Genomic DNA, 22,465 nt, shown 5'->3' with positions numbered 1-22,465 from the left:
ACAGGGACACGAGTCCCTGATCAGCCGGAATGCGATCAAGGACGCGATCAGGGACGCGGATAGGGACTCGGTCAGGGACGCGGCTCCGCCGGGCGCCAGTCGCGCTGCGCTCGCGTGATCCGCTCCAGGGCGGCCTTGAACGTCCGGAAGGCGTCGTCGCCGAGGTCGGCGCGGTGGCGGTCCTCGATCCCGGCGAGGATGGCGCGGGCCTTGCCGATCTCGTCCAGGCCGTCGTCGGTCGGGACGACGAGCTTGGCGCGCCGGTCCTTCGGGTCGGCCTCGCGCCGGACGTAGCCGAGCCGTTCGAGCTCGTCCACGATGACGGTGACGATCTGCTTGTGCTGCCCGGAGCGCCGCGCCAGCTCGGTCGCCCGCGCGCCGGTCGGCGGCAGGATGGCGAGCACGGTGCCGTGCCGCGGGCGCACGTCGGGGTGGCCCTGCTCGGCGAGGCGGGTGAACAGCTCGTCCTGGAGGGCGCGGCCCAGCCGTCCGATCAGCATCCCGAGGTCCGGCTCCCGTTCGGCGTCGGCCATGGCGGCCTCCCGGTATTGGTCAGAATTATTGACTTTCTCAATTCATGACTATACCGAGAGGCCGCCCGGCGGCGGCTCGGCGGGGCCGGTTCGGCGGAGCCGGTTCAGCGGGGGCGGGCCACGCGGGTCTCGTCCCAGACGGGCTCGGCCGACTCGTAGACGGAGCCGTCCGCGCCGAAGACCAGGCAGCGGTCGAAGGCGCGGGCGAACCAGCGGTCGTGGGTCACCGCGAGGACCGTCCCCTCGTACGACTCCAGCCCTTCCTGAAGGGCCTCGGCGCTGGCGAGGTCGAGGTTGTCGGTCGGCTCGTCCAGGAGCAGGAGGGTGGCGCCGCCCAATTCCAGGAGAAGGATCTGGAGGCGCGCCTGCTGCCCGCCCGAAAGCGTCTCGAACGGCTGCTCGGCGCAGTGCTGCATTTCGTAGCGGGCGAGCGCGTTCATCGCGTCGTTGCGGAGCCGGGCGTGCTCGGTCATGACGATTTCGCAGGGCGTCCGCCCGGCGAGGTCGGGACGCGCGTGGGTCTGCGCGAAAAGGCCGGGGACGACCCGCGCGCCGAGCCGGGCCGTGCCCGTGAACGCGACCGGAGACGCGGGCGCCGCGCCCCTCGGCAGCGTTTCCGCGATGGCGGTGAGAAGGCGCAGGAAATGCGATTTCCCCGACCCGTTCGAACCGAGCACCGCGACCCGCTCGCCGAACCACACCTCGGCGTCGAACGGCTTCATCAGCCCGGTCAGTTCGAGGTTCTCGCAGATCACCGACCGTTTGCCGGTGCGCCCGCCGCGCAGCCGCAGCTTGAGGTTCTGGTCGCGCGGCGGGACCTCCGGCGGCCCCGCCTCCTCGAACTTGCGCAGCCGCGTCTGCGCCGCGCGGTACCGGGAGGCGAAACCGTCGTTGACCGTGGCCTTGGTGCGGAGCGTGTTGACGAGTTCCTTGAGTTTCGCGTGTTCCTCGTCCCAGCGGCGGCGCAGTTCTTCGAGGCGCTCGTTGCGGTCGCGGCGGGCGGCGGCATAGGTGGAGAAACGGCCGCCGTGAATCCACACGTGCCCCGCCTCGACCGTGACGATGCGCTCCGCCGTCCGGTCGAGCAGTTCCCGGTCGTGCGACACCAGCAGAACGGTCTTGGACGTTTCCCGAAGCCGGTCTTCGAGCCACCGCTTTCCGGGGACGTCGAGATAGTTGTCGGGCTCGTCCAGCAGAAGGACCTCGTCGGGGCCGCGCAGCAGCGCCTCCAGCGCGAGCCGCTTCTGCTCGCCGCCGGACAGGGTGCGCACCTCGCGCCACCGGCACGACTCGTACGGGACGCCGAGCGCCGCGACGCAGCAGGCGTCCCAGAGCACCTCGATCTCGTAGCCCCCGGCGTCGCCCCAGCCCGCGAGGGCCGTCGCGTAGCGCATCTGGGCGGGCTCGTCGTCGCGCTCCATCATGACCAGCTCGGCGGCCTCGACGGCGGCCGCCGCCTCCCGCACCCGCGGCGGCGCGACCGACAGCAGCAGGTCGTGGACGGACGAGTCGTCCCGCATCCCGCCGATGAACTGCCGCATCACGCCGAGGCCGCCGCTGTGCGCGACGGTCCCCTCCTGCGGCGGCGTATCCCCGGCGATCAGCCGCAGCAGCGTCGTCTTTCCAGCTCCGTTGGGGCCGACCAGCGCTGCCACCAGACCGTCCCCGACGCGGAACGACACGTCGTCCAGCAGGACGCGGCCGTCCGGCAGCGTGTGGCGGACGTGCCCGACCTCGACGTGTCCCATGGTCGTCGAGTCTCGGAAAGGCGGACCGACCCCGTCAAACCAATTACGGGACGGCCAGCGCCCGCACGTGCCCCACGACGGCGTCCAGGGCGACCTTGTCGGTGCCGCCGGTGGCACGGGTCGTGACCTCCGCGACGCCCTCCGCCAGCCCGCGCCGCCCGATCGTGACGCGGAACGGGATGCCGGTGAGCTCCACGTCGCGGAACTTCACCCCGGCGCGCTCGGCCCGGTCGTCGATCACCGTCTCGACGCCCGCCGCCCGGAGGCCCGCGTAGACGTCCTCGGCCGCCTCGGAGACCTCCGCGTCGTCGGCCTGCGCGACCACCACCGCGACCTGGAACGGCGCCACCGACAGCGGCCACACGATCCCGCGCTCGTCGTTGTGGGTCTCGACGATCGCGGCCATCGCCCGCTCGATCCCGATCCCGTAGCTGCCCATGATCACCGGGACGCGGCGGCCGTCCGGGTCGAGCACCTCCACGCCGAGCGCGCGGGCGTATCCGTCGCCGAGCTTGAAGATGTGCCCGACCTCGATCGCCCGCTGGATCTCCAGCCCCTCACCGCACCGCACGCACCGCTCGCCGGACGCGACCTCGCGCAGGTCGGCCCAGCGGCCCACCTCGATGTCGCGTTCGACGTCCACGCCGCGCAGGTGCGTGTCGTCGACGTTCGCGCCGGTGAACATGTCGCGGCGGCCGCGCAGCGCCTCGTCCGCGATCACCGGGAGGGAGACGCCGACCGCGCCGAGGCTGCCGGGCAGCGCGCCCAGCGCGGCCCGGATCTCGTCCGGCTCGGCGGCGCGGATCTCGGCGGCGCCGGTCGCGTCCACGAGCTTCTGCTCGTTGAGCGGGTGGTCGCCGCGCAGCAGGACGAGCGTGAGCGCCCCGTCCAGCACGTAGACGAGCGTCTTGACCTGCCGGTCGCCGGGCGCGTCATAGGCCAGCAGGTCTGCGATCGTGCGGACGCCGGGCGTGTCGAAGCGCTCGGGCCCGGGCAGGCCCGGCCCGTCGGACGCGGCGGGCAGCACCGAGGTCGCCCGCTCGATGTTCGCCGCGTACCCGCAGTTCGGGCAGTGGACGACGAAGTCCTCCCCGACCTCGGACGGGCACATGAACTCGGTCGAGCCGGACCCGCCCATCGTCCCGCTGGACGCGTCGCACGGCAGCGCCGGGACCCCGAGCCGCTCGAAGATCCGCGTGTAGGCGCCGTGGTAGGCGTCGAACGAGGCGTCCAGCCCCGGACGGTCGAGGTCGAAGCTGTAGGCGTCCTTCATCGTGAACTCGCGGGTGCGCATGAGGCCGCCCTTGGGGCGCGGCTCGTCCCGGAACTTCGTCTGGAACTGGTACCACTGCTGCGGGAGCTGCCGGTAGGAGTTCAGCTCCCGGGCGACCGTCGCGAAGATCTCCTCGTGCGTCATGCCGAGCGCGTGGTCGGCGCCGCGCCGGTCCTTGAGCCGGAACATCTCCTGGCCCATCAGGTCCCAGCGGCCGGACCGCCGCCACGGCTCCGCCGGGTGCAGGGCGGGCAGCAGCATCTCCTGCGCGCCGATCGCGTCCATCTCCTCCCGGACGATCTGGATGATCTTCGCCCGGACCCGCACCGCCAGCGGCAGCAGCGAGTAGTGCCCGGCGGTGAGCTGCCTGACGTACCCGGCGCGGAGCAGCAGCCGGTGGCTCGGCGCGTCCGCCTCCGCCGGGTCGTCGCGGAGCGTGGGCGCGAACATCTGGGACCAGCGCATCCCGAGAGGGTAGCGAAGCGCCGGCCGGCGGCCCGCCGGGAAGGCGACCCGTCAGGGAAAGCGTGATAACCAGGCGCCGCCGGTCAGTACCCTTGTTTGCCGTGAGTCGAGAAGGTGTGACGCCGCAGAGCGAGGATTTCTCCGCCTGGTACAACGAGCTGGTCGTGCAGGCGCAGCTCGTCGACCGCGGCCCGGTGCGCGGCACGATGGTCATCCGCCCGTACGGCTACCGGGTGTGGGAGCTGCTCCAGGCCGACCTGGACCGGCGGATCAAGGACGCGGGGCACGACAACGCCTCCTTCCCGCTGCTGATCCCGGAGTCCTACCTCAAGCGCGAGGCCGAGCACGTCGAGGGCTTCTCCCCGGAGCTCGCCGTCGTGACGCACGCGGGCGGCAAGGAGCTCGAGGAGCCGCTGGTCGTGCGGCCGACGTCCGAGACGATCATCGGCGAGTACATGGCCAAGTGGATCGACTCGCACCGCGACCTGCCGCTGCTGCTGAACCAGTGGGCGAACGTGATCCGCTGGGAGATGCGCCCCCGCCTCTTTCTGCGGACGACGGAGTTCCTCTGGCAGGAGGGCCACACCGCGCACGCCGACGAGGACGACGCCATGCGCGAGACGATGTGGGCCCTGGACGCCTACGCGGGCGTGTCGCGCGAGCTGGCCGCCATCCCCGTCGTCGCGGGCGAGAAGACGCCCGGCGAGCGGTTCGCGGGCGCCGTCCGCACGTACACGATCGAGGGCATGATGCGGGACGGCCGCGCCCTCCAGGCCGGGACGTCGCACTACCTCGGCACCAACTTCGCCAAGGCGTTCGAGATCCAGTACCAGGACGAGGCGGGCAAGCTGACGCTCGCGCACACCACGTCCTGGGGCATGACGACCCGCATGATCGGCGCCGTGATCATGACGCACGGGGACGACAAGGGGCTCGTCCTGCCGCCGCGGCTCGCGCCCTACCAGGTCGTGATCGTCCCGATCGGGCGCAAGGAGCAGGGCGAGCAGGCCGCCGCCGAGGCCCGCAAGCTCGGCGCGGCGATCAAGTCGATGGGCATCCGCGTCCACGTCGACGACAACCGCCCGCAGCTCTCCCCGGGCTTCAAGTTCAACGAGTGGGAGATGCGCGGCGTCCCCGTCCGGATCGAGCTCGGCAAGCGCGACATCGAGGCCGGCGTCGGCACGCTCGTGCGGCGGCTGCCGACGGTCGAGGGGCAGGGCAAGGAGCAGGTCCCGCTGGAGAAGCTGCCCGAGCTGCTCCCCGGCATCCTCGCCGACTTCCAGTCGTTCCTGCTGGCCAGGGCCGAGGCGTTCCGCGAGGAGCACACCGCCGCCGTGGCCGGCTGGGACGAGTTCGTCGCGCAGGTCGCGTCCGGCTGGGCCCGCGCGTTCCACTGCGGCGAGACGACCTGCGAGGACGACATCAAGGCCGAGACCGCCGCGACGCCCCGGGTCATCCCGGCCGACGCCCCGGAGGAGACGGGCGTGTGCGTGAAGTGCGGCCGCCCGTCCGCCTACGGCAAGCGCGTCATCTTCGGCCGCGCCTACTGAGCGCCGCCGCGAGCTCGACCCAAGGGCCCCTGACCGGAGCGGTCAGGGGCTCTGCCCGTCGGCGGCGCCGCGGCGGTGCGCCCTCAGCCGCGTCAGGTACGGCTGGACGAACCACGTCCACCCGCACAGCGCCAGAACGGCAGCCGCGGTGAGGGCCGTCCAGGCGGCCTCGTCCTCCAGCGACTCGACGATCAGCGTCGTCGCCGCGGTGATCGACACGGTGAGCGCGAACGCGCCGACGATCCCGAACCGGTTCGCACGCTTGATCAGCAGCGCCTTCTGCCCGAGCCGGAACAGGATCCGGTGCTGGAACACGGGCGCGATGAAGCAGATCGACGCGACCGCCGCGCCGAACAGCGCGATGTAGAACAGCGGGCGGCCGGTGGAGTCGACCTTGGAGAAGCGGGCGGAGAACGGCACGGTCAGCAGGAACGCGAACAGCACCTGCACACCGGTGACCGCGACGCGGAACCCCTGCAGAAGCTCCATCAGCTGCCGGTCGAGACGCTCGTGCTCGGTCTCGTTGCGAGGCTTGTCGGCGGAATCGGCGCTCATGGACGCGATCTACCCAGCACAGCGGGCGACAGTCCGCTATGTCAGTGATGTCCAACTCATTTGGACAACCGCCTAGGTGAGCGACGGCGGCTCCACGCGCAGCGCGAGCATCGACACGTCGTCGCGCAGGTCGCCGTCGCAGTAGTCGAGCAGCCCCCGCTCCACCCCGGCGAGCATCCCCTCCGGCGTGTCGCCCGCGTGCGCGGCGAGCGCCTCCAGCAGCCGCTCCTGCCCGAACTCCTGCCGCAGCATGTCGCACGCTTCGAGGACGCCGTCCGAATGAAGGATGAGCGTGTCGCCCGGGTTCAGCTCGACCGTGTCGACGCCGGGCTCGAAGTCCTCGAACAGGCCGAGCGGGACGCCGCCGCGCGACGCGGACCTGATCATCCCGTCCGCGCGGACCACGACCGCCGGGGGATGGCCCGCCGTGCCCAGCGAGACGACCACCCGGTCCGGCTCCAGGGTCAGCCCGGCCATCACGGCGGTGACGAACCGGTCCTCGTCGAGGAGGGCCTCGTTCACCATGCCGAGGACCTCCGCCGGGCGCGACTTCCACCGGGACGCGAGCCGGGCGCAGTGCCGGGCCGTCGACGTCACGGCCGCCGCGTCCTCGCCCTTGCCGCACACGTCGCCGAGGATGAGGCCCCAGCCGTCCTCCGTGCGGAACACGTCGTAGAAGTCGCCGCCGACCTCCGAGCCGTGCGTCGCCGTCAGGTACTTCGCCGCGACCCGCACGCCCGGGATCACCGGCAGCGCCTTCGGCAGCAGCCCCGCCTGCAGCGTCTCGGCCACCTCGGCGCGCCGCCGGTACAGCCGCGCCGCCCGGATCACGAGCGCCAGGTACCGGCCGAGCCGCTGCACGACGCCGAGGTCCATGAGGTCGAACGGGCCGTACTCGCCGCTCGCCGCCAGCGTGATCGCGCCGAGGGAGCGGTCGCCGTCCTCGATCGGGACGCTCAGCACCGACGTCACGCCGATCCTCCCGCAGATCGGCTGGCCGTCCGGGCACACCCCGAGCACGTCGAGGTTCTCCAGGTGCGGGCGCAGCGCGCTCTGCCGGGTCACGTACACGGTGTGCGGCAGCGTGTTCTCGGCGGGCTGGACCTCCTCCAGCATCCGCGCCGCCTCCACCGAGTGCTCGTCCTCCGGGCCCATCACGACCTGGCGGCGCAGCGGGGGCGTCGCGTTCGCGCCGGGGCCGGACGCCAGCGGGCCGCCGTTCGGGCCGGTCAGGTCGATGAACGCCCAGTCGGCCAGCTCGGCGGCGAGCAGCCGCGCGCAGCGCCGCACCGCCACCGTCTCGTTGAAGACCGGCTCGTCGAGGAGCAGCTCGCTGGCGGTGGCGAGGACGTCCATCCGGTGGAGGATCGTCGCGACCGCCTCGTCGTCCGTGGGCGCCGCGCCCGGGGCGGCCTTCCCCGGCGCCGCGTCCGCCCGCGCGGCGTCCGCCCGCGCCGACGCCGCCGCCGGGCGGCCCTTCGCCTGCTTCACCGTGGCCGGCCCCGAGGGCGGCTCGTCCGGCGGGGGGCTCAGCGGCCCGGCCGCCACGACGACCATCGGGTCGGGCTCGCCGCGGATCCACACCCGGGCCAGCGTCACGACCGCGTCCACCGGCCGGTCGCGGCCGAGGAAGCGGACCTGGACGCGGCGGCGGCGCCCCGTCCGGACGACCGCCGCGAGCTGCGACCGCACCGCCGCGCGGGTCGCCATGTCGCAGAACGCCGTGAACTGCTTGCCCGACACGTATCCGGCGGACGTGCCGAGCAGCGCCGCGGCCTGCCGGTTCGCCCGCCGCACGCTGGTGCCGCGGTCCAGCAGGAACAGCGGGACGGGCGCGTCCTGGAAGACGGTCCGCAGCACCCGCCGCTCGGTCTCGGCCGCCGCCGACCCGCCCTGCTCGCCGGTGTGCTCGGAGCCCATCGTCCGCAGCACGGTCAGCGCCAGCTCAAGCTCGACCAGGGCCGCGTCCAGCGTGGCGCGGAGGTCGGGTTCCGGCACGCCGGCGGCCTGGCGCAGCTCGCCGATGCGCCCCTCGAGATCCGAGATCTCACGTAGCAGGGTCTCGGGTTCGAGCTGGTCGGGCTGATCGCGCATCCGGTCTCCCTCTCGTCCGCGCATCAGGGTGGAACCAGGGGTCGCTGCCGTCCGGCCCCGGCCGGACGGATCCACGATCATCGGGACCACGGCGGTCGGAGCCGCTGGCCGCGGCCTGGCTCGCAGCTTATGCGCAGCTTCCGCATGCGCCTAGCGCCATGATCTAGGGAAGCCCCTGATGACCGACGATACGCTGGGCGAGCGCGGTGAGCTTCACATGGCGTGTCTGTGAGATGCGACGCATCTCGGCGAACGCCTCGTCCGCGTCGCATCCGAGCGCGTGCATCAGGATGCCCTTCGCCTGGTCGACGACGGCCCGCGCCTCCACCGCCTCCTGCAACTGCATCGCCGTCCGGTGCACGTCGTCGTACTGCTGGGTGTTCGACACCGCCGCGCTGCCCTGCGCGAGCAGCAGCGACGCCAGCGCGTGCCGCCCGTCGCCGAGCGCCTTCGGCGTCACCCCGTACAGCGTCAGCGTGACCAGGACCGGCGGGTTCAGGTGCGGGGACGTCGTGAAGCAGCGCACCCCGCGGCGCAGCATGTCGGCCATCGCGTCCGGCCAGCGGGTCTCGCCGAGGATGTCGTCGGACGACAGCGGGCGCCGGTCGAGCACGACGTCGAAGACCGGCCCGCGGCCGCGGGCGAGCTGCCGGTCGGTGACCTCCGCGAGGTCGGGATGGCTCGCCGCCGCCGCGAGCGGCTCCGGCCTGATCTCCACCGCGCCCGCCGCCGGGGACGCCGCGTCCGGGGTCGCGCTCTGCGGCGGGACGTGCGGCACGTCGTGCGCCGGGTCGGTCGGCAGGCCCGGCAGCTCCGGCAGCGCCCATCGCACGCTCGCCGCGCCCGCGCACCCCGGCACCACCCGCGCGGCCAGCTCCGTCACCCGGTGCAGGGTGCCGACGTCGGACGACTCCCCGACCATCCCCAGCCGCGCGATCTCCAGCGCGAGCTGGTCGGTCAGGACGACTTCGCTGGACTTCACCCCTCTGAGACTAGCCTCCCCGGCGGGCGGCGGGACCGGCGGCGCCTGGCCGTCGCCCCGTCCGTAACGTCGCTGGTCACGCTGGTTCATCTCGCCTTGCTCCACACCGCCGCCCCGTGGCTTGGCACCATCGTTCGCTAGTTGTTCGGCGGGGCCTTGCTGATGGCGGACAGCGGACCGCGCTGCCCGTCCGCGACCGCCAGGTCGCCGATGCAAAGGATCCCGATCGGACGGTGCTCGGCGTCCACGACCGGCAGCCGCCGGACGGCCTGCTCGGCCATCAACCGCGCCGCGGTGCCCGTGTCGTCGTCCGGATTGAGGGTCGTCAAGTCCGCCGTGCACACGTCCCCCAGGGGCGTGCGGGACGCGTCGCGACTCTCCGCGACACCGCGGACCACGATGTCGCGATCGGTGACCACCCCGCACAATCGTCCCGCGAACGTCACCAGGACATCGCCGATGCCCTCGTCCCGCATGATCCGCGCGGCCTCGTACAGAGTCGCGTCGAGCGGCAGTGTCAGCGGCTGCGCCGTCATCACGTCGCTGACCCTAGGTGGCATCGCGCGCACATCCTTCCAGTTCCCGGCGGCTCGCGTTCGCCCGTGTCCGCTCTACCCTATTTATTGCCTTGCACTCCTCCTTCGGGCCCGGGGGGCCCTCCATCGTCGTGCAAGGCGTGCGATCGCTGCATCGCTTCGGCTCGCCTTGGGGCTCGCTTCGCGATCAGGTTCTTGCTTCGCTCGAACCTGCCTTCGGACGCGATCGCGACTGTTTTGGCTGTTGCGGGGTGCTGTGGTGGCTGAGGTCGTTGCGGATCTTTTCCTTGCTGACGGTAGTTGTTCGGCCGCATCTTGTTGCTGGAAATGCAAGATCCCGCAGTCACTTCCGTGACTGCGGGATCTTCTACGGGAGAGGGTTACGCGGCTAGGACGTGGGCTGCTCGGTGGGTGGCCAGGGACTCGCGTAGTTGCTTGCGGCCTCGGTGCAGGCGGGACATCACGGTGCCTATGGGGGTGCCCATCATTTCCGCGATCTCCTTGTACGGGTAGCCCTCCACGTCGGCCAGGTAGACGGCGTCGCGGAAGTCCTTCGGGAGGGCGCGCAGGGCGCTGACGACCTCGGAGTCGGGGATGCGGTCGAGGGCCTCGGACTCGGCGGAGCGGAAGCCGGACGAGTGCGCCTCGGCCTGCGCGATCTGCCACTCCTCCAGCTCCTCGGAACCGGCGCGCTGGGGCTCGCGCTGCTTCTTGCGGTAGGTGTTGATGAAGTTGTTGGTGAGGATGCGGTGCAGCCACGCCTTGAGGTTCGTGCCCTCCTGGAACTGGTGGAAGTTCACGTAGGCCTTGGCCAGGGTCTCCTGGACGAGGTCCTCGGCGTCGGCGGAGTTCCGGGTCATCCGGACGGCGCTGGCGTACAGCGGGTCGGCGAGCGGCAGGACGTCGCGCTCGTAGCGCCGCGCGCTGTCGACGGTCGCGGGGCCCTTCGCGGCCCGGCGGACGGGCGTGTTCACAGCGGTCATCGTCGCTCCCCGTAGGTAGAGGCCCAGGTGGCGGGCCGGTTGCTGGCGCGTGTTCGGGGGCACGCGCGGACCGGGCGGGCGAACCGCCCTCCGTAATGTGGTACGTGCCACCGTTCCCGACGGGTTCGGATGGGCCGCCGGCCTCGTGCGGAGGGGCGGCCGGGAGTCCGCGTGGATCGGCTTTCGCCAGGGCGACCCCGGTTCTCCCGGGACGTCGCGGGCCGTGCGCGATCGGATCGCTTGCACCCGTCGGTGGTCTTCGTCAGGTAAGACGCACGGGAGGGGCCGGAAGGTTGCGCGCGGTCACGTGTCGTCCATCACATCCGGTCGCGTTCTGCTCGTACCGGTGCTGAACAGGCGATATAGGGGGTCCCCGGGAGGCGAGGGGCGACGGCTCCCGGGGACCCGGCGGTCAGTCGATCAGGTGCCCGAGCGCCCTCGCCACGAGCGTCCGCTGGTCGGCGGCGGCCGCCTGCTCGATGCCGAAGCCGAGCAGGACGGTGTTCTCGGTCGCGACCGACGAGACGGAGTCGATCAGCGCCTGGGCGCGGGCGAACTCGGCGGTGTTGCCGGGGCTGCCGGGCGGCGCGGGCTGGACCGTCCAGGGGCCGAGGCCGCTTTCGAAGCCCTCGGCGTCGACGGTCCCGCCGGTCGTGGTGACCTTGGTGTCGTCGATGAACAGGCCGGTTCCGCCGCTGCCGGGGTCGCTGACGTAGGCGATGGACACCTCGACCTTCTTGCCCGCGTACGCGGACAGGTCGTACGCGACCGGGACCCAGCCGTTGGAGTTGCCGGTGATGGCGTTCCACTGGCCGGACGATCCGGTGTTGCCGCAGGGGTTGCCCCGGGTGAGGTAGTGGCCGAGGAACGGATGCATGTCGAGGAGGTATCCCTGCTCGCACTGTTCCGGCACGGCCGTGCTCGTCCTCCCGTTCTTGTCGGGCAGCGTCGTCCAGTCCTCGGAGCCGGCGGTGTGCGCTTCGAGGATGACGTTGTCGAAGCCCGTCTCCGTGCTGTACGAGAGCTGGGCCTGGAGGGTCGGCGCCTGAGCGGCCGTGACCGAGGACAGGTCGATCGTCCGGGTCAGGCGGCGGTAGAGGCCGTCCTGGTGCGGGCCCGCGACGTACCACTGGCCCTCGACGGGCTCGGTGGGCGCCGCCGCGCCCGTGTAGTCGCCCGCCTTCCAGCTGGTGAACTGCGGGAACTGGGCCTTGGGCAGGACGGTCGAGGTCACCTGGAACCCGCCCGCCTCGTTCAGCGGGTTGCTCGGCGTCCCGGTGAGCTTGGCCGTGACGCCGTCGAACGGCTCCTTGTCGCCGATGAACGTCGTCGGCGCGCCCACGCGCTGCCTGTCGTACGCGCCCAGGTAGTACTGGAAGAAGTCGTCCGACAGGAGTTCGCAGTCGTCGCGGAAGTTGCCCTTCACGACGCACGGCTTCTCAGGGTGCCCCTTGAGGCCGTAGTAGATGCCGCCTCCGTTCAGGCGGCTGACCGGGCCGTAGTACCCGGTCGTCTCACCCGCGTGGAGGAGTTTGCCGCCCTCGTTCAGGTACGACCGGACGGACAGCAGCAGGTCCTTCTCCCGGTCCGCCACCTGTGAGTCGGGCTGGTCGCCCAGATAGGTCTTGACCGGGTCGTCGGCCGCGTCCTGAGTGAGGCGGTTGTCGCCCAGGTACCAGACGACCGCCTTGAAGTGCTTCAGGACGCCGAGGTCGTGCGGGACGCCGTCCTTGTCGATGTCCCAGACCAGCGGACGGTGCTTGGCGGCCTTGACCAGGTCCGCGTACTGCTGCGCGTAGCGGGGCTGGTTCGTCCCGGCCGGGTAGGTCGGGTTGACGCCGGTGTAGTCCTCGTCCGCGATGATCAGGACGTCCGCCTTGTTCTGGTCGCGGACCGTGTAGGTGAAGTGCTTGCTCTCGACGTTCTTGTGGCCCTTCTTGCCGGTGAACCACACTTCGACCTTGTCGCCGGGTCTCTGCCGCTCGATCTTGCCGCGGTACTCGGCGTAGTAGACGTTGTTCTCGTCTCCGAAGCGCTCGCCGCCGCGCCATTCGCGGACGTCCTCGGTGCGCGTGCGGCCGCCGTTGACCCGGTACTTCAGCTCCTTGTGACCGAGCGACCGGCGGATCACCGAGGCGACCTGCTGCGACGAGCCGTAGGACGTGGTGAAACCGTCCGTCTCGAAGTCGGGGGCGGTGCGTCCGACGGCGGAGACGGGCTCGTCCGGCTTCTGCGCCGACTTCCCGACCGACAGCGCGAACGGCAGGTTCTTCTGGAACTCCTTCGAGATCAGCTTCTCGTCGTCCGGGAACTCGAAGTCGCTGGCGCAGTTGCCGGGCTCCCACTCGTCGTTCGGGTCGGAGCGGGCGGCGGTCGCGCACGTCGCCATCTCCGGCGTGATCGACAGGGCGCCGTAGACGTTGTCGGCCAGGCCGTCGGTGTCGCCGTTCGTCGTGTAGAGCTGCGCGCCCAGCTCGGGCGTGTAGCCGGGGACGGCCGCGTGGTCGATGTCGCCGAGCAGCGCGTCGTGGATCACGTCGTCCGGGCTGCGGGTCAGGGCCTGCCAGCCGACGCCGTGCAGCAGCAGCTCGGCCGCCGAGTGGTAGTTGACCAGGTAGGACGGGCGGAGCTTCTTGTACAGCCCGACCTGGGCCTGCGTCTCGGGCTCGGAGCCCGCCGCCTTGCCCCGGTAGGTCTGGCCGGTGGGCTGGTCGGACGAGCCCTCGTTGTCGTAACCCCACCTGTAGGGGAAGTTGCGGTTGAGGTCGACGCCGTCCGCTCCGGTGATCTGGCCGTCGCCGTTGTTGTCGCGGGCGTTCTTGCGCCAGAGGCGGAAGCCGTCCTGGAAGGTCAGGTCGTAGCCGTCGACGTTGACGACCGGGATGAACCACAGCTCGGTCGTGTCGACGATCTTCGTCGTCTCGGGGTTCGTGCCGTACCCCTCGACGTAGTAGTGGAGCAGGCGCCGCACCATCTCCGGAGTGATCCACTCGCGGGCGTGCTGGGCGGCCTGGTAGACGACGACCGGGCGCTTGCGGTGGCCGCGGACGTCCTTGGTGACCTTGACGGCGGTGATCGGCTTGCCCTGGAGGGACGTCCCGATGTCGACCGCGGTGGCGATGGACGGGTGGTCGGCGGCGACCTTGACCAGCTCGTCGTGGATGTTCCCGGCGCCCGAGTAGGGGCGGAAGACCTTCGGGGCGGGGGCGGCCAGCGCGCGCTGCCGCGCGTCCTTGCCGCCGACCCTCTTCACCGTCAGGCCGAGGCCCTGCCGGTTGAGCGCGGTGGCCTGGGCCTGGCTCAGCACGGCCTCGACGTGGACGGTGTCCTTCTCGGCGCCCTTGGAGAGCCTGACGTCCTCGCGGTCGAGGCCGAGGCGGTTCAGCGTGCCGACCTGGGCGGAGGTCAGCTCGGCGGCGTAGACGTCCACGGCCGCGCCGGACGCCGGGGACGGCTTCGGTGCGGCCGCGGCGGGGGCCGCGTTGAACGCTCCGATCAGGAGCGCGGCGGCGGCGAGGACCGGGGTCAGTCTTCGGCGCCGGAACACAGTGCGCGACATCGCGCCTCCCTTGCAGGAGATCGACGTGGGGGCTGCGTGATCTTCTGCCGGGGGAGGAAAGGTGTCAATGGGCCTTTGGCGTACTAAGCCGCATTCGGTCATCCGGGCGTCGCGCGCGGTGAGCGGCGGTGTCCGGGAGCGGTCGCGGGACCCCTGCGCCGGGGCTTAGCGGAGGTGGCCCGCCATGATCGTCCGGACGAGCCGCGCCGCGAACTCCTCCGCCGCCGCGGGCAGCCGGGCGCCCGCCGACACCGCGTCCGCGCCCGCCAGCCGGGTGAGGAAGGCGTGCTGCTGGCAGCCGCCGAGCAGGGCCGCCGCGAGGAACGGCGGGTCGGTGTCCGGGGACAGGCGTCCCGCCCGCCGCTCCGCCTCCAGGTAGCCGATCAGCGCGGCGTGGCCCATCACCGGACCCGCCGTCGGACCGCCGGGAGGGCCGCCGGGTGCGCCGTGCGGTGCGGGCGCCCCGTCTTGGCCACTCTCGGCCCACGCGCGAGTCTTGGCCGCCGCGTCCATCTGTGCTTGCCCGGACTGCGGCGGGGCCGGGTGGGCTTTCTGGGCCTGCGCCCTGGCGGGGCCGTCGTCGCGCAGCCAGGCGATCAGCTCGGGGTCGGCCAGCACGGGGCCGGTCATCGGCAGCAGCTCGCCGTAGAAGCGGACCATGTCGGACGCCAGCCGGACGAGGTTCTCCTCCACCGTGCCCTGCCCGGCGGACGCGAGCAGCGCCGCCATCGCGGTGCGGGCCGTCCCGGTGACCTCGCCGAGCGCCGCCGCGAACAGGGCGGTCTTGTTGGCGAAGTGGTTGTAGAGGCTGCCCTCGGAGACCCCGGCGCTCCGCGCGATCTCCTTGGTCGTCGCCGCGACGATCCCGCGGGCGCGGATCACCTCGACCGCCGCCGCCAGGATCCGCTCCCGCATCGACCCCGCCGCGGTCGCTCTCGCCGTCGAGCCTGCCGCCACCGGGCCTCCCGTCGTTCGTCTCCATGGCCGTCACGCGTGGTCGTCACGCACAGGGCGGCCGTTGCGCAGAGGCCGCCTGCCCTGGACGTTAGCACGTCCCGCATAGATGAGTGAGCGCTCACTCGGAGAGAGTTCCGCTGACCTCCAGCGCGAAATGCTTACAAGAGGTAACGTCTCCTTTACTGCGAGTTGCCGGGAGCGTCTGCATCAGCTTCGCTCCCGGGGAGGGGGACCGCATGGTCATCACCGACCTGTTGGGTGTGGCGCGGATGGCCGCCATCACGCTGAACGGGCGCGGACGCATCAGCCACTGGGACGAGGTCGCCGCCGAGTTGTTCGGCGTCGACCGTCTCCAAGCCGTCGGACGCTCGCCCGCGTCGCTCCTGCGGCTCCCGCCGGAGAACCGGGGCGCGTTCGAACCGGGGATCTTCGGCCACGTGTGGTGCGGCGCCTGCGCCGTCCCGCGGGTCGACACCGGCGAGCGCGCCGAGGTCGGCTGGTGGGTGTACCCGATCGACGGCGGCCGGGCCGGGCCGGGCGGGCCGGACGTCAGCGTTCTCGCGCTGGCCGCCGACCTGCGCCGGCTCCGCCGGGACGGTCCCTGCGTCACCGTCGGCGACCTGCCCATCGAGCCGCCGGACGGCACCGTCAGGCGGGAGGCCGGGGCGCGGCTGCTGCGCGTCGAGCCCGCCCTCGCGCCGCCGGGCCACGCCCCGCGCGGCGGCGACGGCGCGGGCGAGGACGCGGACGCCGTGCCGTTCGCCGTCCGGCTGGCGGAGATGCTGGCCGCGATGAGCCCGGCTACGTCCGAGCGGATCGCGACGCGGGTGGTCGAACTCGGCCGCCCCGCCCTGTCCCTCGGGCTGACCATCCGGTTGCCGATCGTCCCGTGCACCGGGGGAGAGCCGCCCGCTCCGCCGACTCCATCCGAACGGCTCCCGGAGCCCGGCCCCGCCCCGGCCGAGCCCCGGCCCGTCGCCGCCCCGCCCCGGCGCGCGACGCGGCAGCCCCGACCAGCCCGCCCGCCCCGCAGCAGTCCATGCCCGGATGCGCCGCATCCGCCCCCCGCCCCGATTCCGCGCCCTGAAAAGGGATTGGAGACGAAGGCCGTGAGGGAACCCCTGACCTACCTCGGCGAGGCCGGACAGCAGATCGGCAGCTCGCTGGACCACCTGCAGGCCGCCCGCGCGCTGGCGGAGGTGCTGGTGCCGCGGCTCGCCGACTTCGCCGCCGTCGAGCTGCTGGAACGAGTCGTCGCCGACTCGGCGCCGCCGGTCGACGAGGTCGACGAGACCACGCATTTGCGCCGCGTCGCGGTCGTCCACAACGACGAGCCCGGACGCTGGGACGCCGTCGTCCCCGAGGACGAGGCGCTCCTCCTGCCGCCGGGGACGCCGTTCGTCCAGGCCATGCGCACCGGGCGTCCGGTGCACATCCCGCGCGTCGGGGCCGGCCGCGCCGAGCTGCTCGCCGCGTCGTTCGGCGGACGCGACCTGGGCCCGCTGCTCACCGGGCGGGCGCTGCTGATCGTCCCGCTGATCGCGCGGGGCCGGGTGCTCGGCACGTTCGAGCTGGTGCGCAAGCCCGACCGGCCCGCGTTCGAGGAGTTCGACCTCGCGATGGTGGACGAGCTGGCCCGCCGCGCCGCGCTCTGCATCGACAACGGTCGGCTGTACCGGCGCGAGGTCCAGGTCGCCGAGGAGCTGCAGCGCAGCATGCTGCCCGACGACCCGCCGGACGTCGCGGGCGCGCGGGTCCGGTACCGGTACCGTCCCGCCGAGCAGGCCGCCCAGGTCGGCGGCGACTGGTTCGACGCCATCCCGCTGCCCGGCTGCCGGCTCGGCATCGTCGTGGGGGACGTGATGGGGCACGGCCTCACCTCCGCCGCGATCATGGGCCAGTTCCGCACCGCCGTCCGCGCCCTCGCCGGTGAGGACATGCGGCCCGCCCGGCTGCTCCGCCAGCTCGACGGCCTCGCCCGCCGCCTCGGCGAGGACTACCTCGCCACCTGCCTCTACGCGGTGTACGACCCGGTCGAGCGGCGGTGCACGTTCGCCAACGCCGGGCACGTCCCGCCGGTGCTGGTGTCGGCGATCGGCGACAGCCGCGTGCTGTCCGTCCCGCCGGGGGTGCCGATCGGGGTCGGCGGCGAGCCGTTCGAGGCGATGGAGATCGAGGTCGAGGACGGGTCGCAGCTCGTCCTCTGCACCGACGGCCTGCTCGAACGCCGCGACCGCGACATCGAGCAGGGCCTCGACGAGCTGCGCGGCCGCCTCACCGGGGCGACCCCCGACCTCGACCTCACCTGCGACTCGCTGCTCGACACGCTCGCCGCGGCCACCCCCGCCGACGACATCGCCATCGTCGCGGTCGGCTTCGACGGCATCCCGAAGGACGACGTCGGCGCCTGGGAGCTCGAACCCGTGCCGAGCACCGTCCCGTGGGTCCGCGCGCAGGCCGGGGCGAAGCTCGCCGAATGGGGCCTCGAACCGCTGATCGAGACCGTCCAGCTGCTGGTCAGCGAGCTGGTCACGAACGCGCTGGTGCACGGCGCGGGTTCCATCGGGCTGCGCCTGATCAGGGGCATGACGCTGCTCTGCGAGGTCTACGACGACGGCGCCGACCTGCCCCGGCTCCGGCACGCCGACGCCACCGACGAGTCGGGACGCGGGCTCCAGCTCGTCAGCTTCCTGTCCGAGCGCTGGGGGACGCACCGCGCGGAACGCGGGAAGGTGGTGTGGTTCGAGCATCGGCTGCCCGGCTGAGCCGTCCGTGTTGCGGTTGTTGTCCGGCTCGCGGTTATGTGAGGTAAATGTTCCGGCGGCGACAGTTAGTTTCCAACGGCCTCGTCGGCTCAGATCGAAGGTGACGGACGCTCATCGAGGCCGACGGGGGAACGAGGTTGGGTTCCAGTCTGACGCTGCCCGTGCCGGAGACGCTCTACGCCACCTACGCGCTGGCGCTGCCCGCGCCGATCTCCGACCCCGCGGTGCTGGCCAGGGACGAGGTGACGCGGCACACCGGGCCGCCGTTGCGCGACCTCGTCCTCGGGATGCTCGACAGCCCCATGGTGACCCTCGACCAGCGCCCCGCGTCCGGGTTCCCGCCGCTGCCCCGCGACCTGCTCGCCGCCTACGGCGCCGCCGCCTCCGACCTCGCGGCGGTGGACGGCGCCGCCCACCTCCTCGCCGTCCGCGCCGCCTTCCGCCCGGGCCGTCCCCCCGCACACGAGTGGGCGGCCCGGGCCATCGCGGGCGCCCTCGGCGCCGCCGTGGACGCCCCCGTGATCGACGCCTTCACCCCGCAGATCCTCGGCCGGGACCACCTCCGCCGCTCCCTGCCCGGCCCGGACGGCGCCGTCCGGCTCACCGACTGGATGCTGCTCCCGCACACGGCGGGCCCGCGCGGCTTCTTCTTCACCACCAAGGGCCTCGGCCGGTACGGGCTTCCCGAGCTGCAGACGGAGGACGTCCCCGCCGACCTGGTCGAACCGTGGGGGCGCCTGCTCAACGGCCTCGCCCACCGCGTCCTCGACCTGTGGCTGGACGCGCTGCACGCCGGCGCCCTGGTGGTGGACGTCCCGGAGATCATCTCCGTCGGCCGCCGGGACATCGCCGCCGCCCAGGGGACGGACGACCCTGAGCGCGGCGAGGTGTCCGTCCGGCTGCGCCTGGACAAGAACGCTTTGACCGTCCTGCCCGCCGGGGACGATCCGGAGCCCGGAACCGAGCATCAGAGGAATGGAGGAAAGCAGTCCGTCCCCTCGGACGCCTCTCCGCAAGAGACCGCCCCCGACAGCCTGGAGGCCCTGTGCACCGCGCTTTTCGGCACCCCCGAAGGCCGCCGTTGAAACTTGCCGATGATCTTGAAGTGAGCGCAGGATCGACATCGTGAGATTCGGCCCGAGTGACCGTCCCAGTCCCGACGACCCCGGCCCCTCAGACCCCGGCCCCACGGACCCGCCCCCCTCGGGCGACACGGCCCCCGGCCGGCGTCCCGGCCCTTACCCGGGAGACGTCCACGTCGCGGGCCGCAGCACCTCCTCCCAGGACTCCTCACCCCCCTCCGACTGGGTCCCCGTCCAACCCCCGGAACCTCTGAGTGACGGCACCCCGGCCCAACCCCCGCAGCCGTGGTCCCAACCCGGGGCCCCAGCCACCCCAGAGTCCGCCCAGCAAGGCGGCGGCGCCCTAGGGGAGGCCCAACCGTGGTCCCAAGGCGGCCCGCAATCGCAAGGCGGCGGCGCGCCCGGGCAGACTCAGCCGTGGTCCCGAGGCGAGGCGACGTTCTCCGGCCCGGAGGCCGGTTCCGCGCCGGGACAGAGCCCGCCGACCTGGACCGAGAACCCGACGCCACCACCCGAAGCAGAGCGCGGCACCGAACAGGGCCAAACCCCGCAGCCCTGGTCCCAAGGCGCAACGACACCCCCGCCCCCGGACCCTCAAGGCGGCAGCACTCCGGGCCAGCCCCATCCGACCTGGTCCCAAAGCGAGGCGACACCGTTCGACTCGGCCCCTCAGAGCGGCGCGCCGGGCCAGTCCCATCCGACCTGGTCTCAAGGTGAGACGACGCCGTTCGAGTCTGAGGCCCAAAGGGGTGGCGGTGCGCGGGGGGAGATCTCGTCCGCCTGGTCCCAAGGCGAGGCGACGCCCTTCGGATCGGAGGCTCAGAGTGGCGGTGCGCCGGAGGAGACTCGGCCGAGCTGGTCTCAAGAGGCGGGCGCGTCGTCTGAGCCTGGGACCGGTGGTCTTCCGGCGGCCGAGTCGCCGTCCTCCTCCGGCTGGGAGCCGCATGCGCCGGGCGTGACCCCGCCGCCGACGTCCGAACCGCCGTCGCCTACGTCGCGGGATCCACTCCAAGGTGACGGCAGCGCATGGGAGCCTCACGATCCGGGTTCCGTCCCACAGGATGATTCGCTTTCGGGTGGGTCCGCTTCGGCCGGGTCGTCGACGTCGTGGCAGCCGCACGATCCGCGGATCACCCCGCAGGCCGGGGTGCCCACCGGCGGGGAGCCCGACGTGCCGTCGTCGTGGACGGTACGCGAGCCGTCCGAGACGGCCTTTAGCGAGCCGTCCACTTGGGAGGGCTCGGGGGAGGAGCCTCCGGCGGCGCTCCCGGACAGCGCGCCCAGCGTGCCCGCGCCCCGGGGCGGGGAGCCGCCCTACGGGAGTCCGGGCGGGTCTTCGTGGGAGCCGGGCGCCGATCCGCTCTCGAAGGAGCCGTCCGCCGGACGGCACGCACCGCGCGAAGACGAGCCGTTCCTCCCCAGCAAGGGTCTCTCCGTCGAGCCTCCCTCGGTGACCAGGCCGGACGTGACGACGCCGCAATGGGCGCCCGCGGAGGCGGCCGTCCGTCCCGGCCCGATGGCCGATCCCGGCCGCCGCATGGAATTGGCGGACGCGTTCGTCGCCGAATTCGTCGGAAGCACGACCTGGCGGGCGACGCTCGCCGTCCTGGAAGGGGCATTCCCAGGGCTGGGAATGGCGGCGAAGCTTTCCGGCCGCACCGACGAACTGTGGCGGACGATGGACGCGCTCGACCGGAAATCCGCGGCCGGAATCGGCGTCCCGGCATGGCTGGACGACGCGGGAATGGTCTTCGACCTGAGCGCTCACCTGGGCACACGCCCGTCCCGCACCTCACCGAAAGGCCCACCGCGAGCGTCGCGCCCATATGCCGGGGCATTCGTCATCGACACCCTCGACCCGCTTCGATATCACCGTGCGGTCGGCGGACCGCGAGCGCCCCGTCCACTCCCCGGAGAGGGTGAAGGGCTCGTCCCGAACGCGGCGGAGGACGACGACAGCGGCGTGGTGATCGTCGCGCATCTGGCGTCCGCGGGCGTCCGGGTCCTGGACTCGGCGGTCCTGTGGCGCTACGCCGGACGGGTCGTCACCGGGACGCTGCACGAACCGGCGCGTCCCGACACCCGCGCCCGGACCCGACGCGCGCTCCGGGCACTGCGCCGCGTGGTCTTCGTCGACCCCGAGCTGGGCCTCGGCCTCTGCCTCCAGGTCGACGCGGCGCGCGTCCCCCGGTGCCTGCTCGCGTTCGGCGTGGACCGGGCGGGCGGCGGCGCGCCCCGGTTCGTCCGGCCCTGATCAGTCGTCGGAGCGCAACCAGGACAGGTCGCTCCGCCGGTCGGCCGGAAGCTCGCGGAGATGGTCCACGAGCTGCCACGGCTCGGCTGGCGGCGCGTCCTGGTCCGGGAGGACGCCGCAGACGAGCGCGCTCTGCGTGCTGACCGCCGTGAACGGCCCGAACTGCGCGACCCCGCCGCCGCGCAGCGCCGCCAGTTCGGTGAGCAGCGCGTTCAACGCCGACGAGTCGCGCGGGTCGTACAGGCCCCGGACGTAGGAGAACAGATCCTCGGCGAGCACCTCGGGACGGCGGCCGGAGAGCTGGTAGACCGTCCCCCAGTAGGTCCCCGTCGCCTGCCCGGACCGCTGGTCGCGCACCCGGACCCGCAGCCCGTACTCGGCGGCGCACCGCTCGTACGCCTCCGCGAGCAGGGCCTCCGCCTCGCCCTCCTCGCTCAGCAGGACACCGGTGACGACGCCCTCCTCCCGGTCCAGGCGGTCGAGCATCTCGCGGTGCAGTTCCTGGACGTCCTGCTCCACCGCGTCCAGCGACCTTGCCAGGGCGTGCTGCGCGTCGCGGTCGAGATCGAGGCCCGCGAGGTCGTCGGAGATGTCGCCGAGCTGCTTCTCCAGCCGATCGACCCGCCCGCCGACGGAGTCGAGCCTGTCGACGACCTCGCTGGGCGCGGCCTCCGACTGCGGCGGGGGCGGCGGGATCGGGATTCCGGCGGGCTCGGTCGCCTCGTCCACCACCGCCTTGAGCGCGTCGTGGCGCCGCGCGAGCTCGGCCACCTGATTACGCAGTTCGCGCAGCTCAGCCTGTGCGCGGGGAAGCCGCTTGTCGGACGCCAGATAGAGCTCGCGCCCTCCGATCGCCAGACACAGCAGAACGAGGATCACGGTGGTCATGGTCCCGACGATAACCACCCACGGCCCCGCCCGCCGATCTCGCAACAGATCTCGTCCGATTGGCCCGTCATTTACCCCCGCCCCAATGCCCCCGCCCAGCCGCCCCAGCCCTTCCCCACCCACCCCGCGTGCTCCACCGTCGACGCCAGAAACGACGACCACAACCGGCCGAACGGACGTCCCCCGAACACAACCCGCCCACCGCCGTGACCCACGCCCACTCCGAGCCAACGGCGTCGGC

At 72.6% G+C, this 22,465-nt stretch carries 15 protein-coding genes; 4 read left to right on the top strand and 11 right to left on the bottom strand.

The annotated features are described in order from the left end of the window. Positions 1 to 71: 71 nt before the first annotated feature. The 3 genes from FXF68_RS17975 to FXF68_RS17965 all read right to left on the bottom strand — a co-directional run bounded on the left by FXF68_RS17975 (position 72) and on the right by FXF68_RS17965 (position 4,019). A complete protein-coding gene (locus tag FXF68_RS17975; protein ID WP_148760527.1) occupies positions 72 to 533 on the bottom strand; it encodes a MarR family winged helix-turn-helix transcriptional regulator in 462 nt (153 codons plus the stop codon). A gap of 104 nt (positions 534 to 637) precedes the next feature. Beyond that, the gene (locus tag FXF68_RS17970) at positions 638 to 2,281 is read right to left on the bottom strand and encodes an ABC-F family ATP-binding cassette domain-containing protein (RefSeq protein ID WP_148760525.1); all 1,644 of its coding nucleotides are present in this window, start codon (positions 2,279 to 2,281) and stop codon (positions 638 to 640) included. 43 nt (positions 2,282 to 2,324) lie between these two features. Beyond that, on the bottom strand, positions 2,325 to 4,019 hold the full coding sequence (locus FXF68_RS17965; RefSeq protein ID WP_148760523.1) for a proline--tRNA ligase: 1,695 nt from the start codon (positions 4,017 to 4,019) through the stop codon (positions 2,325 to 2,327). A 101-nt stretch (positions 4,020 to 4,120) separates the two neighbouring features. On the opposite strand from FXF68_RS17965, the gene proS reads away from it, so the two are divergent. Further along, positions 4,121 to 5,569, top strand: a complete 1,449-nt coding sequence (gene proS, locus FXF68_RS17960) for a proline--tRNA ligase (RefSeq protein ID WP_246178764.1) — start codon at positions 4,121 to 4,123, stop codon at positions 5,567 to 5,569. Positions 5,570 to 5,611: 42 nt separating this feature from the next. Here proS and FXF68_RS17955 read toward each other — a convergent pair whose 3' ends face one another. The 7 genes from FXF68_RS17955 to FXF68_RS17925 all read right to left on the bottom strand — a co-directional run bounded on the left by FXF68_RS17955 (position 5,612) and on the right by FXF68_RS17925 (position 15,235). Further along, entirely contained in the window at positions 5,612 to 6,124 is a 513-nt protein-coding gene (locus tag FXF68_RS17955) for a DUF6328 family protein (RefSeq protein ID WP_148760521.1), read from the bottom strand. A 72-nt stretch (positions 6,125 to 6,196) separates the two neighbouring features. Beyond that, positions 6,197 to 8,218 carry a SpoIIE family protein phosphatase gene (locus tag FXF68_RS17950; RefSeq protein ID WP_148760519.1) on the bottom strand — a complete coding sequence of 674 codons (2,022 nt, stop codon included), beginning with the start codon at positions 8,216 to 8,218 and terminating at the stop codon, positions 6,197 to 6,199. A gap of 163 nt (positions 8,219 to 8,381) precedes the next feature. Then, the gene (locus FXF68_RS17945) at positions 8,382 to 9,200 is read right to left on the bottom strand and encodes an ANTAR domain-containing response regulator (protein ID WP_246178763.1); all 819 of its coding nucleotides are present in this window, start codon (positions 9,198 to 9,200) and stop codon (positions 8,382 to 8,384) included. A 137-nt stretch (positions 9,201 to 9,337) separates the two neighbouring features. Continuing rightward, positions 9,338 to 9,760 (bottom strand): CBS domain-containing protein, encoded by a 423-nt coding sequence (locus tag FXF68_RS17940; protein ID WP_148760515.1) that lies wholly within the window; start codon positions 9,758 to 9,760, stop codon positions 9,338 to 9,340. Positions 9,761 to 10,116: 356 nt separating this feature from the next. Next, on the bottom strand, positions 10,117 to 10,719 hold the full coding sequence (locus tag FXF68_RS17935; RefSeq protein WP_148760513.1) for a sigma-70 family RNA polymerase sigma factor: 603 nt from the start codon (positions 10,717 to 10,719) through the stop codon (positions 10,117 to 10,119). Positions 10,720 to 11,131: 412 nt separating this feature from the next. After that, positions 11,132 to 14,278, bottom strand: a complete 3,147-nt coding sequence (locus FXF68_RS17930; protein WP_148760511.1) for a M14 family metallopeptidase — start codon at positions 14,276 to 14,278, stop codon at positions 11,132 to 11,134. A gap of 165 nt (positions 14,279 to 14,443) precedes the next feature. Next, entirely contained in the window at positions 14,444 to 15,235 is a 792-nt protein-coding gene (locus FXF68_RS17925; protein ID WP_187437978.1) for a TetR/AcrR family transcriptional regulator, read from the bottom strand. 236 nt (positions 15,236 to 15,471) lie between these two features. Between FXF68_RS17925 and FXF68_RS17920 the strand changes: the two genes are divergently transcribed. The 3 genes from FXF68_RS17920 to FXF68_RS17910 all read left to right on the top strand — a co-directional run bounded on the left by FXF68_RS17920 (position 15,472) and on the right by FXF68_RS17910 (position 21,336). Next, a complete protein-coding gene (locus FXF68_RS17920; protein WP_148760507.1) occupies positions 15,472 to 18,000 on the top strand; it encodes an ATP-binding SpoIIE family protein phosphatase in 2,529 nt (842 codons plus the stop codon). A 137-nt stretch (positions 18,001 to 18,137) separates the two neighbouring features. Then, positions 18,138 to 19,085 (top strand): hypothetical protein, encoded by a 948-nt coding sequence (locus FXF68_RS17915; protein WP_187437977.1) that lies wholly within the window; start codon positions 18,138 to 18,140, stop codon positions 19,083 to 19,085. 1,144 nt (positions 19,086 to 20,229) lie between these two features. Next, positions 20,230 to 21,336, top strand: a complete 1,107-nt coding sequence (locus FXF68_RS17910; protein ID WP_187437976.1) for a hypothetical protein — start codon at positions 20,230 to 20,232, stop codon at positions 21,334 to 21,336. Here FXF68_RS17910 and FXF68_RS17905 read toward each other — a convergent pair whose 3' ends face one another. Further along, on the bottom strand, positions 21,337 to 22,224 hold the full coding sequence (locus FXF68_RS17905; protein ID WP_148760503.1) for a hypothetical protein: 888 nt from the start codon (positions 22,222 to 22,224) through the stop codon (positions 21,337 to 21,339). Between the last annotated feature and the right edge of the window lie 241 nt (positions 22,225 to 22,465).

Source organism: Actinomadura decatromicini, assembly GCF_008121305.1.
GTDB classification, from domain to species: domain Bacteria; phylum Actinomycetota; class Actinomycetes; order Streptosporangiales; family Streptosporangiaceae; genus Spirillospora; species Spirillospora syzygii.
The sequence above is the reverse complement of the archived record's forward strand: the minus strand, read 5'-3'. Positions and strand labels throughout refer to the sequence as shown.